This is a genomic window from Pantoea sp. sgz302252 (assembly GCF_047713085.1).
Lineage (GTDB): Bacteria > Pseudomonadota > Gammaproteobacteria > Enterobacterales > Enterobacteriaceae > Scandinavium.
Window position 1 is genome coordinate 12,340 of record NZ_JBLFJW010000007.1, and the last position, 14,911, is coordinate 27,250.

Genomic DNA, 14,911 nt, shown 5'->3' on the forward strand with positions numbered 1-14,911 from the left:
GATGACCGATATTTTTGCTGCCTCACTTTTGGGGGAAGAAACGCGTAACAGCCTGTCGCGGGTACTCATTCGTCTGTTGAAAGGGCCGCTATATCGCTCGCGCCACCGTGATTTGTGGGAAGTGATGACCCGTGATCAGCACAACATTCGCAGTTATTTTCAGCCGTTAGGGTTGACGCTAACGCTGGATGAGGCCGAAGGATTTGCTTTTCTGGTTCAGCAGCCTACTGATAATGATGATGATTTTCCCCGGCTTATTCCCAGACGTAATTTGACCTTCGCCCAAAGCGTGTTGCTGGTGTCATTAAGAAAGAGGCTGGCTGAACACGATGCAGAAGAAGGGGCGCCACGGCTGGTGGTGACGCGCCAGGAAATGTATTCCTGGCTAAAACCTTATCTGCCGGAAGTGAATAATGAGGTTAAACAAAATAAAGAGCTGGACACGGTAATTAAACGGATCAGCGAGATGGGATTTATCAGCGTGCTGACCCATCACCCTGATGAGTTTGAAGTTTTGCGCATTATTAAAGCCATTGTAACGGCAGAGCAGATTAACACGTTTATCCAGCTATTCAGGGAACGAAACGGCGTTCAGGAGGAAGAGTCGGATGAGTGACACGAGGGTATTAAAGGGCTTTCGCCTCGAACGTATGGAAGTCCTTAACTGGGGAACGTTTGATCAGCAGGTCTGGTCAATCACGCCTGAGGGGAAAAATAGTCTGTTGACCGGCAATATCGGCAGCGGCAAATCGACGCTGGTTGATGCTCTCACCACGTTACTGGTTCCTCCACGCAAGCTGGCCTATAACAAAGCCGCAGGAGCTGAAGACAAAGAGCGTTCTGCTGAGTCTTATTTCTTCGGACACTATACGTCCGTTCAGGATGATAGCGGGAAAGCGAGAGCCAAAGGGCTCCGGTCCGACGATAAACACTTCAGCGTGCTACTGGCTGTTTTTTATGCCGAAGCACTCCAGCAGACGGTTTCGCTGGCGCAACTCTTTTGGTTGAAGCCAGGTGAGACAAAAGTGAAGCGTCTCTACGTGGTTGCCCAGCGAGCGTTGTCTGTTTCGGCGGATTTCTCGGGTTTTGGCTCCAGAATAAACGATCTGCGTAAAGTCTTACGCAAAGACGTGACGACAGAGATATCGGATACCTTTCCGCTCTACCAGCAATCTTTTTCTAAGCTGCTGGGTCTGGGAAGCGATGGTCGCGCACTGGAGCTGTTCAACCAGACCATTTCCATGAAATCCGTGGGCTCGGTAACGGATTTTGTGCGCCACAATATGCTGGAACAGCCCGAAACGGAAAAGCAGCTGCTGGAGCTGGAGCGTAATTATGACGATCTCCATCGTTTACACGACGCGGTAGTTGCTGCGAGGCAGAAAATTCAACTATTGGAACCGGTAAGTCAGTTGGGCGAAGAAGCGCAGAAAGCGGCTAAAGAGCGGGAAGTTTATCATTATGCCCGAACGTTCCTTGAACCCTGGATGAGCAGCAAAGCTATCGTGTTGTATCGTTCGCGTCTGGAGCGTCAGCAGCAGGAACTGGCTAAGCAGATTATCGATCTTGATAACCTGGACAATCTTCAGGTCACGGTACAGCAACGGATCGAACAGATCCGTGATGAGATCAGCGGCAACGGGGGGAGCCGACTCCAGCAGCTTTCTCAGGAGATCAAACAGAAAGAAGCCGAACGCGACGACAGGCGCAAGAATTACGTGCTGTATCAGGGGCTCGCACTGGCGCTGGAGTTAAACAGCGAACTAGACTCTGCGACGTTTGTCAGCAACCTTGAACAGGCCAAAAATCGAGCCGAAAGTATTCATCAGAAGCTTAATCAGCATGAAGAGCGGCGCGACGAGCTCAAGCAGCAGCTGTGGCAAACACAGGCTGAACAGGAAAAAATTGCCGGGGAGCTCACGGCCATTAAAAAAAGGCAATCCAACATTCCTTCCCGCCAGTTGGCTATTCGCGAACAGCTTTGTGAAGCACTGTCGGTGGCAGAAACCGATTTACCCTTTATCGGTGAATTGCTGCAAATCAAACCCGCGCAGCAGCACTGGCAGGGGGCTATCGAAAGGGTGATGCATGGCTTTGCACTGAGTTTGCTGGTGCCCGATGAGCATTATCAACAGGTCTCTGAGTTTATAGAGCAAACCCATCTGGGGGGCCGACTGGTTTATTATCGCGTTAAGTCGGGCATCGATTTTTCTGTCGCGTCAGTGGATAACGAGGCTCTACCCGCAAAAATAGAGATTAAACCTGACAGCGCTTTTTATGGCTGGCTCGACCGGGAGATTCAGCAACGCTTTCATTATCAGTGCTGTGAGTCATTGACCGATTTTCGGCGTAGCCAAAAGGCGATTACGCTGAATGGGCAGGTAAAAACCGGCCCCGATCGCCATGAAAAAGATGACCGTTATCAGATTCAGGATAAAAGCCGTTATGTGCTTGGCTGGAGTAATAAAGAAAAAATTCAGCTGCTGGCGGCAAACTACAGCCAGTTACAAAGCAGCGTGGCCGCAATAAACAAAGAGATCGGTGAGTCCACGACATTCAAAGAATCGCTGGATGAACTGCGGCGAAAAGCCTTACAGCTTGCTGACTTTAGTTATTCTTTTCTTCAAATTAACTGGCCGCTTTCCAGCGAGCAGGTTGAACGGCTTGCCGATGAATATCGCCAGCTGGAGTCCTCTTCTGAGACGTTAAAGCTTTTACAGCAAAATTTAGATGTCGCACGTAACGAGTTGCAACAGGTACAAACTCAGCGTGATGAACTTCATCGCAAGCAAGGTGAGCTGAAAAATAAAATACTCACCCATCAGGGCGAATTGAATCAGCATCAAGTGCAGGCTTCTACTCCTACGGCCCAACAACAGACGGATTATTATCCCCTGCTGGAAGAGATATATACTCGCTATGGTGCCGGAGACGGGTTGCGTATCGAAATGCTGGTTAACCAACTTTTGTTACTGCGTACTAAATTAAACGAAAAAATACAGCATATTGAAGAACGGAGGGGCAAAAAACAGGATGGAATGATTGCGGCGATGGGCGATTTTATTTATGCCTTCCCCAATGATGCCACCGAACTCGATCGTAGCATGGAGGCACTGCCGGAATATCAGCAGCTTTTGCTCCAGTTACAAAAAGAAGATCTTCCTCGTCACGAAGCACGTTTTAAAGAAATGCTCAATCGTGACACCATTCGCGCCATGGTGCTATTTCGCAGCCAGCTGGATAAGCAGGAAGAAGATATTAAGAACCGGATCCGGATAATCAATCGTTCACTGATCGATTTAGATTATCAGCCCGGAACCTATATCGAAGTGATGGGGGTTCCTTCACCGGATGTGGATATTCGTGAATTTAAGCAGCGGCTGAAGCAGTGTGTTGAATATAGCACCGACGATAATCTGTATTCAGAGCAGAAGTTTGAGCAGGTGAAATCTCTTATCGAACAGATGCGCAATCAGCCGAAATGGACGCAAAAAGTCGTTGATGCGCGCTACTGGCTGCTGTTTAACGTGATCGAGCGCTACCGTGAGGATCACAGCGAGAAAGAGTGTTATTCCGACTCGGGGGGAAAATCGGGGGGACAAAAAGAGAAGCTGGCTTATTCCATTTTGGCCGCGGCTATCATGCTGCAATATCGTCTGGTTGAAGACGGCGAGCATAACAACAGGGCACGACGCTTCAACCTTGTGGTCATTGATGAGGCCTTTGCTCGCGGCTCAAAAGACAGTACGCGTTTTGGGCTTGAGTTGTTTAAAAAGCTGGGCCTGCAGCTTTTACTGGTGACGCCGTTACAGAAGCTGGACGTGATTGAAAACTATGTAAACCATGTTCATTTTGTCGATCAGAAAGAGAATCGCTCTATGGTGCTGAATATGTCGATTGAGGATTATCGTGAGCGTCTGCAACAGCATCGGGCGTTACAGGAATATGCGACGCTGATAGAAGAAGGCGATGATGGCCACTCTGTTTGACATAAAATCAGTGCGGGAAAAGCTAGTAAAATCATGGCTGCGTTACGATTTTCACCGGCGTTGGTTGACGAACAGCCTTGAATTTCCCTTGCAGGTCGCTTTGCCGAAAGTCACTGAACGACAGATGATGCATGATTTTATGAGTGTGCAGACTCAGGTTATCCAGTTTCGCAGAGTCTGTGAAGAACACCCCGGATTAGTGCTGATCGAGAAGGAATTTCAGTTTTCGTCGCTCGGGCGCCAGCGCGTACCGATTGCTGTTGAATGGCTATCGCTGGAGGCGATATGCCAGTTCCTCAGGCAACATGGCGCATGGGCGCGTTTTGTCAGCGATGTCACTTTATTACGTTCCCATTTCCCACAGCTTGAGTCGTGGTATTCGGAGAACATTGCGCTGATTGAGGAGTATCACGGCGACTGGCCTAAACTCATCAAAGTCTGTCACTACTTTTTGGCGATGCCACGACCTGGATTGTACCTGCGCCAGCTCGATATTGCTGATATTGACAGTAAGTTTATTGAAGCGCGCAAGCGGGCTCTTAAACTGCTGCTGGATGTCTTGTTGCCGCAGGAGAGTATTGATTTACGCTTTACGCAGTTATCGCATTTTGGTTTTGAACAGCGCTACGGCTTGTTGCATGAAAAAAATACGCTTCGTTTTCGGCTCCTTGATCCGGCGCTTGCTGAGCATTTCTGCGGCGTGCGTGATATGACGATCCCCGTGGATGAATTTGCCAGTCTCAATCTTGGTTTGAATGCCGTTTATATCACAGAGAATAAGGTCAATTTTCTGGCTTTTCCTGATGTAGCCAATGCCATCGTTATTTTTGGTCAGGGCTATGGCGTTCAGTTATTAAAGCAGGTGAGTTGGTTAACTCGGGTCAATATCCGGTATTGGGGCGATATTGATACCAACGGTTTTGCTATTTTGTCGCAGCTACGCGGCTATTTTCCTCATGTTCAGTCATTGCTGATGGATGAAGTGACACTCGTTGCCAGTCGGGAATTCTGGGGGGATGAGCCGAAGAGTAAGTGTCATCCTGCCGACATGCTCCCTTTTCTGACGGAGCCAGAACAACGGGTCTACCAAAAGCTCAAAACACATCACTGGAAGCCGTTTTTGCGGGTAGAGCAGGAAAGAATTCCCTTTCATCTCCTGCAGCAAGTGCTTACTTAAACCCCACTACAGGATGAGGCTGATAAGGCGTTTCCAGCTCAGCAATTTGCTCAGGCTTCCACCGCATTCAACAGGTCATTATTGGCGGTATCAAAGAAGTTAATGCCGCGCTTCCAGCGCGTGTTTGATGATAGGACGACTGCTCTCTTCCGGCAGCGTCCAGGCGTGATTGCCGCGATCGGGCTCGCCAAAGGTCATACAGCCCAGACAAAGTCGGGAGACGTTGAGGTCGGTCGTTCCTGATTTGTTGTATTGCATGGTTCCACTCCTGCGATGAACATGATGTTAAGCATAGCAGGAGCGGAAAGGGGGAGGGATCAGGCCAGCCAGGCGTTGATTTTGGCTTCGATTCCGGCGGCATCCAGACCAATTTCGGCCCGAGCCTCTTCCTGCGTACCTTGTGGGATAAAGAAATCAGGCAAACCAAGGTTCAGCACTGGCAACGGTTTACGATGCGCCATCAGCACTTCGTTCACACCGCTACCCGCCCCGCCCATGATGGCGTTTTCTTCCAGCGTGACCAGCACTTCATGACGTGCGGCCATCTCCAGAATCAGTGCTTCATCCAGCGGTTTCACAAAGCGCATATCGACCAGCGTGGCGTTCAGCTTGTCTGCGACAACGGCCGCATCTGCCAGCAGGGTGCCAAAGTTCAGCATCGCGATTTTTTCGCCCTGACGTTTCACCATGCCTTTGCCCAGCGGCAGTTTTTCCAGCGGAGCCAGTTCTGCACCCGTGCCACTTCCACGCGGATAACGCACAGCACTTGGGCCATCATTGTGGTGATAGCCGGTAAACAGCATCTGGCGGCACTCGTTCTCATCGCTCGGGGTCATGATGACCATATCCGGAATGCAGCGCAGATAAGAGAGATCGAATGCGCCCTGATGGGTTTGCCCATCTGCACCGACAATCCCGGCACGGTCGATAGCAAACAGCACCGGCAGCTTCTGGATAGCCACATCGTGGATAACCTGATCGTAAGCGCGTTGCAGGAAGGTGGAGTAAATCGCCACCACCGGCTTGTAACCGCCAATCGCCAGACCTGCGGCGAAGGTGACCGCGTGCTGTTCAGCAATCGCGACATCGAAATACTGATCCGGGTATTTCTTCGAAAACTCAACCATCCCGGAGCCTTCGCGCATCGCCGGAGTGACCGCCATCAGCTTATTGTCTTTGGCCGCCGTTTCGCACAGCCAGTCACCGAAGATTTTCGAATAGCTCGGCAGACCGCCGCTGCTTTTCGGCAGCACGCCGCTGGTGTGATCAAACTTCGGCACGGCGTGGAAGGTGATCGGATCTTTTTCCGCTGGCTCATAGCCACGGCCTTTCTTGGTCATGATGTGCAGGAACTGCGGGCCTTTCAGGTCTCGCATGTTCTTCAGGGTGCTCACCAGACCCAGCACGTCGTGCCCGTCCACCGGGCCGATGTAGTTAAAACCGAGCTCTTCGAACAGCGTGCCCGGCACCACCATGCCTTTGATATGTTCTTCGGTGCGCTTGAGCAGTTCTTTAATTGGCGGTACGCCAGAGAACACTTTCTTGCCGCCTTCGCGCAACGAGGAGTAAAGCTTACCGGAAAGCAGCTGCGCCAGATGGTTGTTGAGCGCACCAACGTTCTCGGAAATCGACATTTCGTTATCGTTGAGGATAACCAGCATGTCCGGTTTGATATCGCCCGCGTGGTTCATAGCTTCAAACGCCATGCCTGCGGTAATGGCCCCGTCGCCAATCACGCAGACGGTGCGACGCTGTTTGGCTTCTTTTTCGGCGGCGACGGCGATGCCAATCCCGGCAGAAATGGAGGTCGATGAGTGGCCGACGCTCAGCACGTCGAATTCGCTTTCACCGCGCCACGGGAACGGATGCAGGCCGCCTTTCTGACGAATGGTGCCAATTTTATCGCGACGACCGGTCAGAATTTTGTGCGGATAAGCCTGATGGCCTACGTCCCAGATCAGCTGATCAAACGGGGTGTTGTAGACATAGTGCAGCGCCACGGTGAGTTCCACCGTGCCAAGCCCGGAGGCGAAGTGTCCGCTGGAGCGGCTCACGCTGTCGAGCAGGTAGCGGCGCAGTTCGTCGCAGAGCTTCGGCAGGCTCTCTTTTGGCAACAGACGCAGTTCCTGAGTGGACTCCACCAGTGCCAGCGTCGGGTATTTGGCAATATCAAAACTCATCAGAGACTCATCGTGTTCCTCGTCATACTTCAGGCTGCAGATGCGTTGGCTGCCTTGCTCACCTCAGTCACTTACTGGAGTAAGCTCCTGAGGACTCACTGCGTTGCCGCCTTTCTGCAACCTGAATTATTTAGAGGATAATAGTTATTTATCGCGCTGAATAATATAATTCGCTAGCGCTTCCAGTGCCGTGGTGTCCAGAGACTGCGCGGCCAGAACGGTCAAGGCCTGGCGGGCTTCTTCAATCAGATCACGGGCTTTCGTTTGGGCTTGCTCAAGACCCAACAGGGCAGGGTAGGTGCTTTTGCCAAGTTGCTGATCGGCACCCTGGCGCTTACCAAGGGTCGCAGTATCCCCTACCACATCCAGAATGTCATCCTGCACCTGGAAGGCCAGGCCGATGCATTCTGCGTATTTATCCAGTACCGGCAGCGCCGCGAGGCCTTTATCACCCGCACTCAGCGCGCCTAAGCGTACGGCAGAACGAATCAGTGCGCCTGTTTTATGACGATGGATACGCTCCAGCGCCTGCAAATCAACCTGTTTGCCTTCTGCTTCCAGGTCTAACGCCTGACCGCCACACATGCCCGCCACACCGCTCGCTTGTGCCAGCTCGGAAACCATTTTCAGACGATAGCGATCGCTTACTTCCGGCATGGGCGCATCACTGAGTATAGAAAACGCCAGCGTTTGCAACGCATCTCCGGCCAGAATGGCGTTGGCTTCGCCAAATTTAATGTGGCAAGTCGGCTGACCGCGACGCAGATCGTCGTCATCCATCGCCGGTAAATCGTCGTGAATCAAAGAATAAGCGTGAATACATTCCACCGCCGCAGCGGGCGCATCCAGCGTGGACAAACTGACGTTGAACATCTCGCCTGTGGCATACACCAGGAACGGGCGCAGGCGCTTACCGCCTAAGAGTGCGCCATAGTGCATGGCTTCAACCAGTGGAGTGTTCTGAAATGGCTGCGGGGCGATGAACTGACGCAGCGAGTCGTTAGCTCGCGTTACGCAGGCCTGCAATTGTTGCGTGAAATCCATCTTACTCGGCGTCCGGCGTGAAGGGGGTCAGTGGGGCGTCTTCGTTATCGGCCAGCAGGATTTGCACACGCTGCTCGGCCTGTTGCAGTTTCACCTGGCCCTGACGCGCAAGCCCGATGCCGCGTTCAAACTCGTTCAGCGCCTCTTCCAGCGGAAGATCGCCGTTTTCAAGGCGCGAGACAATCTGCTCAAGTTCAGTCAGTGCGGTTTCAAAACTGGCTGGCGCTTCATTTTTCTTTGGCATGTGAATGGACTCTTATGTTTTCAGCCCCGTCATGGTAACGGACTCGGGGCAATTATCAAATAACGCGCAATGTGCACAGGAGCCGCGCGAAGGTGGTATACTTGCGCGCCTGGATGCAGCCACCGACGTGAGCTGCTGTACTCTTTTTCATCACAAGCCTTTGCGGGCTTGCCAAAGAACCATTGCCGCCATGAAGTTTATCATTAAATTGTTCCCGGAAATCACCATCAAGAGCCAATCTGTGCGCATACGCTTTATAAAGATGCTCACCGGGAACATCCGTAACGTTCTGAAGCAGTATGACGAAACCCTCGCCGTGGTGCGCCACTGGGATCACATTGAGGTGCGTGCCAAAGATGAGGAGCAGCGCCCTGTCATTCGTGACGCGCTGACCCGCATTCCCGGCATCCATCATATTCTGGAAGTGGAAGATGTGCCTTTCACTTCGCTGCACGATATTTTCGAACAGACGCTGCCGCTGTGGCGTGAGCAACTGGAAGGCAAATCCTTCTGTGTGCGCGTGAAACGTCGTGGTAAGCACGAGTTCACCTCTATCGAAGTGGAACGTTACGTTGGCGGCGGGCTGAATCAGCATATCGAAACGGCACGCGTGAAGCTCACCAACCCGGACATCACCGTGCACCTGGAAATCGAAAACGATCGCCTGCTGCTGGTGAAAGGCCGCTATGAAGGCATCGGCGGTTTCCCAATCGGCACTCAGGAAGACGTGCTGTCGCTGATTTCTGGCGGCTTCGATTCCGGCGTCTCCAGCTACATGCTGATTCGCCGTGGTTGCCGTGTGCATTACTGCTTCTTTAACCTCGGCGGTGCAGCGCATGAAATCGGTGTTCGTCAGGTGGCGCATTATCTGTGGAATCGCTTTGGTAGCTCCCACAAGGTGCGTTTTGTGGCGATCAACTTTGAACCCGTGGTTGGCGAAATTCTTGAGAAAGTCGATGACGGCCAGATGGGCGTTGTCCTGAAACGCATGATGATGCGTGCTGCATCCCAGGTTGCCGAGCGCTATGGCGTGCAGGCGCTGGTGACTGGCGAAGCGCTGGGCCAGGTATCAAGCCAGACGCTGACCAACCTGCGCCTGATCGACAACGTGTCTGACACGCTGATCCTGCGTCCGCTGATCTCTCACGATAAAGAGCACATCATCGATCTGGCACGTGAAATCGGCACCGAAGATTTCGCCCGTACCATGCCGGAATATTGCGGCGTGATTTCGAAGAGCCCAACCGTCAAAGCGGTGAAAGCGAAGATCGAAGCGGAAGAGCAGAACTTTGATTTCGCGATCCTCGACAAAGTGGTGGCGGAAGCCAGCAACGTCGATATCCGTGAAATTGCGCAGCAGGCCGAACAGGAAGTGGTGGAAGTGGAAACCGTTAGCGGCTTCAGCGCCAACGACGTGATCCTCGATATCCGCTCCATCGACGAGCAGGACGAAAAGCCGCTGAAAGTGGAAGGCGTTGAGGTTGTTTCTTTGCCTTTCTATAAGCTCAGCACGAAGTTTGGCGACCTTGATCAGAGTAAAACCTGGCTGCTGTGGTGCGAGCGTGGAGTGATGAGCCGCCTGCAGGCGCTGTATCTGCGTGAGCAGGGCTTCGCGAATGTGAAGGTTTACCGACCTGAGTAAACAGTCGGATTTCCCCCTCTCCCTCAAGGGAGAAGGCACCAGACCGCACTGTTCGCCGGGCGGCACGTCGTTTGCCCGGCCTACAAAAGCGGCAGGAATTTGTAGGCCGGGTCAGCGCAGCGCCACCCGGCGATTTTCTGGGAACCGCAATGCAAAAAACGCACAAATACCTCGAAATTAAGGAACGCCTCAAAGGCGACATCCTTAGCCAGGTCTATAAAAAAGGTGAAAGCATTCCCTCCGAACGTGAACTGGCGACGCAGTATGACGTCACTCGCGTCACGGTGCAGAAAGCCATCGATATTCTGGTGCAGGAAGGGTTTATCGAGCGTATTCACGGCAAGGGCATGTTTGTGCTGAAGAATACCGACACCAGCGTTTACCTCCTCAATAATGAAACCAGTGACAGCATTCTTGGCTTTTCCCGTGAATTTCAGGGGCGGGTCAAGGTCAGTAGCCAGTTATTAAAACTTGTGCTGATTCAGGCTGATGCCACTCTCGCACAGCATCTTGAAATCACCACGGGCGACAACGTCTGGTTTATCCGCCGAATCCGTCTGCTGGACGGCAATCCTGTGCTGGTCGAAGACAGCAATATTCCGCAACGCATTATCGAGACTATCCCTGAGCATATCCTCAAAGAAGGCTCGCTGTATGGTTATGTCGAGGAATACACCGGGAAGAAAATCAAAGATGCGGACTCGATTATCGAAGCCGCGCTGTTTGATGCTGAGCTGGCCCCTTTGCTGAAAATTGCCAGCGGGCTGCCGATGCTGAAAATTACCGAAGTGACGCGTCTGGCCGATAAAACGGCGTTTAACTTTTCCATCAGCTACAATCGCGCCGATATTTTCCGCGTCAAAAACCTGCGCATCGAACGCTAGCAGACGCGTGAGCGCCTGCCAGAGAAACGTTACAGCGCAGTGGCAGCCGCCTTATCGACGTATAAACTTGCCTTGTTGGTTGTCCTGACCAGCGTGGAAGGAATGGCGTTGCTGGCAGGCTGATTCACTGTCTGCGCCACAATCGACGCTTTCTTCTCACCGCTCGCCATCAGCACGATTTTCTTCGCAGCCAGAATCGTTTTCAGGCCAAGCGAAATCCCCTGCTTAACGTCCCGCGCGGTACCGAAATATTTCACTGACACGGTCTGAGTGACAGGATCGAGATCGACAACGTGACAGGTATTGTCCAACGCTGCTCCCGGTTCGTTAAAGCCAATATGGCCGTTCATGCCGATGCCGAGCATGATGCAGTCGAGTGGGCCGTGCTTCTCGATATAGCTGTCGACGCGTTTGCACTCAGCCTGCGGATCGTTTGTCAGGCCGTCAAAGAAGCAGATTTGCTCGTCGCGTAAGGCCAGTTTATCGAAGAAATGGCTCCAGACCATTTCCCGGCAGCTGCCTTTGTCCGCTTTGCCAAGCCCCAGCCATTCGTCGAGGCCGACAAACTGCGTGCGGGAGAAATCAACGTGGCCCTGTTTTTGCGCCTCGACCAGGGCGGCAAACACCCCGAGAGGCGTGTCGCCGCCTGCAATGCAGATCAGTGCATCCGGTTTTGCGTTCACACAATCGATAACGTTCTTCGCCACCGCCTCACACAGCTGTGGGTAATCCTGAGAGATAAGCGTTTTCATTGCTGCTCCTTAGCGTTTAGCCTGATATTGCGGTAAATAGCGCTGGTTCACTTCCAGATACTCATCAAGAATTTTCTCCGCAAGCGTGGCGGAAGGCACTAATGGGTTGATGGTCAGCGCCATCAGCGCCGTGCTGTAATCACCAGTGATCGCGGCTTCAACGGTCAACTCTTCATAGGCTTTAACACTCTGAATCAAACCACGTATTTTCACCGGTAAGCGGCCGTAGGCCAGCGGGTGAGCGCCGTGACGGTCAATCATTGCGTTGGTTTCCACGGTGACATGATCAGGCAGATCCGGTGTCGTTCCGTTGTTCACGGTGTTGACCACGTGGATCTCTTTTTTGTCGTTATAAATCGAGCTGATAATCGAGCAGGCGGTATCGGAGTACCAGGCACCGCCGCGTTTTTCCAGTTCTTTCGGTTTATGGGAAAGGTGCTCATCCTGATACAGCTCAAACAGGCGGTGTTCAATTTCTCGCGTTTGCTCACCGCGCGTCCCCTTGGTGGTCGCATCTTTTTGCGCCGCTTCCACCATTTCCCGGGTCAGGAAGAAGTACTTCAGATAAGAAATCGGGTACATGTGCAGCGCTTTGGCAAAGCGTGAAGAAAAGCCAATATCCGGGATGTTTTTCAGCGAGTTGCTGGCGCTGCCCTGAGCCAGTTTTGCCATAAAATCATCGGTGTACTCTTCCCCTTTAATGTAAATCTGGTCGGCGAAAATCAGATGGTTAAGCCCCATAATGCGGGCGTAGACGTCTTTCTTTTCCACCTCATAGGCTTTGGCGATATCCATCAGCATGCTGTTCGCGCCGCTGCAAATACCGATACTTTTAATCCTGGAATGACGAGTGATGGCTTCGGTGACAATGCCCGCCGGGTTGGTGAAGTTAATCAGCCACGCGTCCGGGCAGTATTTTTCCATATCGCGGCAGATATCCATCAGCACCGGAATGGTGCGCTGGGCTTTCATAAAGCCGCCGGGGCCGGTGGTTTCCTGACCAAGGACGCCATATTTCAGCGGGATTTTTTCGTCGTTAATGCGTGCATCAAGGAAACCGACGCGCAGCTGAGTGGTGACAAAATCCGCGTCTTTCAGCGCTTCGGCGCGGTCGAGCGTCAGATGGATAGTCATCGGGAGCCCGGCTTCTTTCACCATCCGCTGTGCCAGTTTGCCGACAATGTCCAGCTTCTCTTTGCCTTCCTCAATGTCCAGCAGGGTGTAGTCGGTCACCGGCAGTTCATCGTAGCGTTTGATAAAGCCGTCGATCAGTTCCGGGGTGTAGCTTGACCCCCCACCGATGGTCACGATTTTTAACTTTTTCATAGTGATGTCCTTAAGACGAAGCAGAGTCAGTGTTCAGTACAGAGTCAGTAGCCTGTTGGCTTTCCTGCGCTTCACGCGCCAGTTGTTGGCGTTCGAGCGCTTTGAAGAAGGGGAAGTAAATCGCCACTGAAATCACAATGGTGCAGACAGACCAGATGACCGCCGGGATATTGCCCCCCGTCACAAACCAGGCGGCCAGAATCGGCGGCATGGTCCACGGGATTTGTAGCACCGGGCGGCCGATGATGTCGAAGTACATCAGGCTGTAGGTGGAGATGCACAGCAGCATCGGTGTCAGTGTGAAAGGGATCATCAGCAGCGGGTTGAAGACAATCGGGGTGCCGAAAATCACCGGTTCGTTGATGCAGAAAACGGCGGAAGGCAGCGAGAGCTTGCCCACCGATTTATACATCTTGCTGCGGGAACGCAGCATCGCCAGCACCAGCCCGAGCGTTGCGCCAGTGCCGCCAATGCACATAAAGACGATGTAGAAGCCATCCGCCGTAATGTGAGGGATCGGCTGGTGGTTCAAATAGGCCTGAGTATTTTCAGCGATATATTTCAGGAAGATGGGGCTGGTTATCCCCGACAGCACGTTATCGCCGTGAATGCCGCAGCACCAGAGCAGGGAAATCAGGAAAATCAGGACCAGCATCCCCGGCAGTGAACCCAGGCCGCTGACCAGTGGGCTGAGCACTTCGGTAAAAAAGTTATTGATATCAAAGTTCAGCATCACTCTGACAAACCACACCAGCGTAATGGTCACCGCCGCAGGCACCAGGCTTGCGAAAGATTGTGCAACCGCGGGTGGTACGCCGTCCGGCAGTTTGATGACGATTTCACGGCCTACAAACCAGCGGATAATTTGCACAGTGACTATCGCAAGAATGATGGCGGAGAACAGTCCTGCCGCGCCGAGGTTATCCACGTTCAACTGATATTTGTCGTTAAGCTGCGCCAGCAGGAATACCACCAATGTCACGGCAGTGCAGGTAATGGCGTTGAGTTTGTACTCTTTCGCCAGGTTGTAGCTGATCCCGACGGCAGAAATCAGGCCAATCGCACCAAAGGTGACGGCCACCGGCGCGCTGATTTTTTCTGCCCACGGGCCAAGCCATTCGCTCCAGCCAGGGATGGGCAGGTTGGCAATAATCAGGAACAAACTGCCAGTAATGGTAAAGGGCAACGTCAGGGCAATTCCGTTTCTGACGGCGACCAGAATTTTGTTTTCACCGATCCGGATGAGGACAGGGACAACCTTGCTCTCAATAAATGTCACCACGGGCCACTCCTCTTAAGAGGTTTTTATGCCTTCAGTTGTAGGGGTCAGAAGGTTATTTTCAACTGGACTAGTCCAGTTGACTTTGAGTGTTCCACGCATCTTCTGGACTGTCAAACAGGCGACAACCTGGCAAATAACATGTCATCTCGATGAAATATCAGGGATTTGTTGAATAGATGTGCGAAAGGGTAGGCGCAGAAAAAATGAGAAGTGTGAGCGCTGGCACGCAAAACCGTACCTGAGCAGATCTTGATTAATTCTTAAAATGTCTTTTCCTGAAACGGCCTCGTAAATCATGAAAGTCATGATTTACAGTGAGTTATACGAGGCATATAAAAGCACCCACCTCGTTATTCTTGTGTTGAGAATAAACAAAAAAGTTTATACTCAA

Annotated in this window: 11 protein-coding genes and 1 pseudogene; 5 read left to right on the forward strand and 7 right to left on the reverse strand. The window is 52.3% G+C overall.

Annotated elements, in window-relative coordinates; genetic code table 11:
- The first annotated feature begins 1 nt into the window (after position 1).
- Genes ACLW56_RS07075 through ACLW56_RS07085 form a run of 3 tightly spaced genes read left to right on the forward strand, consistent with a single transcriptional unit; the run spans position 2 to position 5,166 of the window.
- Entirely contained in the window at positions 2–616 is a 615-nt protein-coding gene (locus tag ACLW56_RS07075) for a DUF4194 domain-containing protein (protein ID WP_330983087.1), read from the forward strand.
- A complete protein-coding gene (locus tag ACLW56_RS07080) occupies positions 609–3,989 on the forward strand; it encodes an ATP-binding protein (protein ID WP_330983088.1) in 3,381 nt (1,126 codons plus the stop codon). Before ACLW56_RS07075 ends, ACLW56_RS07080 begins: the two co-directional genes overlap by 8 nt.
- Positions 3,973–5,166 carry a Wadjet anti-phage system protein JetD domain-containing protein gene (locus ACLW56_RS07085; protein ID WP_330983089.1) on the forward strand — a complete coding sequence of 398 codons (1,194 nt, stop codon included), beginning with the start codon at positions 3,973–3,975 and terminating at the stop codon, positions 5,164–5,166. Before ACLW56_RS07080 ends, ACLW56_RS07085 begins: the two co-directional genes overlap by 17 nt.
- Before the next feature lie 77 nt (positions 5,167–5,243).
- Here the strand turns inward: ACLW56_RS07085 and ACLW56_RS07090 are convergent.
- The 4 genes and pseudogenes from ACLW56_RS07090 to xseB all read right to left on the reverse strand — a co-directional run.
- A pseudogene (locus tag ACLW56_RS07090) lies at positions 5,244–5,424 on the reverse strand (aldo/keto reductase); the annotation flags it as partial.
- Positions 5,425–5,483: 59 nt separating this feature from the next.
- The gene (gene dxs, locus ACLW56_RS07095; protein ID WP_330983090.1) at positions 5,484–7,346 is read right to left on the reverse strand and encodes a 1-deoxy-D-xylulose-5-phosphate synthase; all 1,863 of its coding nucleotides are present in this window, start codon (positions 7,344–7,346) and stop codon (positions 5,484–5,486) included.
- A gap of 144 nt (positions 7,347–7,490) precedes the next feature.
- Positions 7,491–8,390 (reverse strand): (2E,6E)-farnesyl diphosphate synthase, encoded by a 900-nt coding sequence (ispA, locus tag ACLW56_RS07100; protein ID WP_330983091.1) that lies wholly within the window; start codon positions 8,388–8,390, stop codon positions 7,491–7,493.
- 1 nt (position 8,391) lies between these two features.
- A complete protein-coding gene (gene xseB / locus ACLW56_RS07105; RefSeq protein ID WP_330983092.1) occupies positions 8,392–8,634 on the reverse strand; it encodes an exodeoxyribonuclease VII small subunit in 243 nt (80 codons plus the stop codon).
- 190 nt (positions 8,635–8,824) lie between these two features.
- On the opposite strand from xseB, the gene thiI reads away from it, so the two are divergent.
- Both thiI and ACLW56_RS07115 read left to right on the forward strand, forming a co-directional pair.
- Positions 8,825–10,276 (forward strand): tRNA uracil 4-sulfurtransferase ThiI, encoded by a 1,452-nt coding sequence (gene thiI / locus ACLW56_RS07110; protein WP_330983093.1) that lies wholly within the window; start codon positions 8,825–8,827, stop codon positions 10,274–10,276.
- Positions 10,277–10,425: 149 nt separating this feature from the next.
- Positions 10,426–11,160, forward strand: coding sequence for a GntR family transcriptional regulator (locus tag ACLW56_RS07115; protein WP_330983094.1), 735 nt, complete (start codon positions 10,426–10,428; stop codon positions 11,158–11,160).
- Positions 11,161–11,189: 29 nt separating this feature from the next.
- Here the strand turns inward: ACLW56_RS07115 and ACLW56_RS07120 are convergent, their stop codons facing one another.
- Genes ACLW56_RS07120 through ACLW56_RS07130 form a run of 3 tightly spaced genes read right to left on the reverse strand, consistent with a single transcriptional unit; the run spans position 11,190 to position 14,520 of the window.
- Positions 11,190–11,912 carry a glucosamine-6-phosphate deaminase gene (locus ACLW56_RS07120; protein WP_330983095.1) on the reverse strand — a complete coding sequence of 241 codons (723 nt, stop codon included), beginning with the start codon at positions 11,910–11,912 and terminating at the stop codon, positions 11,190–11,192.
- Positions 11,913–11,921: 9 nt separating this feature from the next.
- Positions 11,922–13,238, reverse strand: coding sequence for a 6-phospho-beta-glucosidase (locus ACLW56_RS07125; RefSeq protein WP_330983096.1), 1,317 nt, complete (start codon positions 13,236–13,238; stop codon positions 11,922–11,924).
- Between the two features lie 10 nt (positions 13,239–13,248).
- Positions 13,249–14,520 (reverse strand): PTS sugar transporter subunit IIC, encoded by a 1,272-nt coding sequence (locus tag ACLW56_RS07130; RefSeq protein WP_330983097.1) that lies wholly within the window; start codon positions 14,518–14,520, stop codon positions 13,249–13,251.
- Positions 14,521–14,911 lie beyond the last annotated feature (391 nt).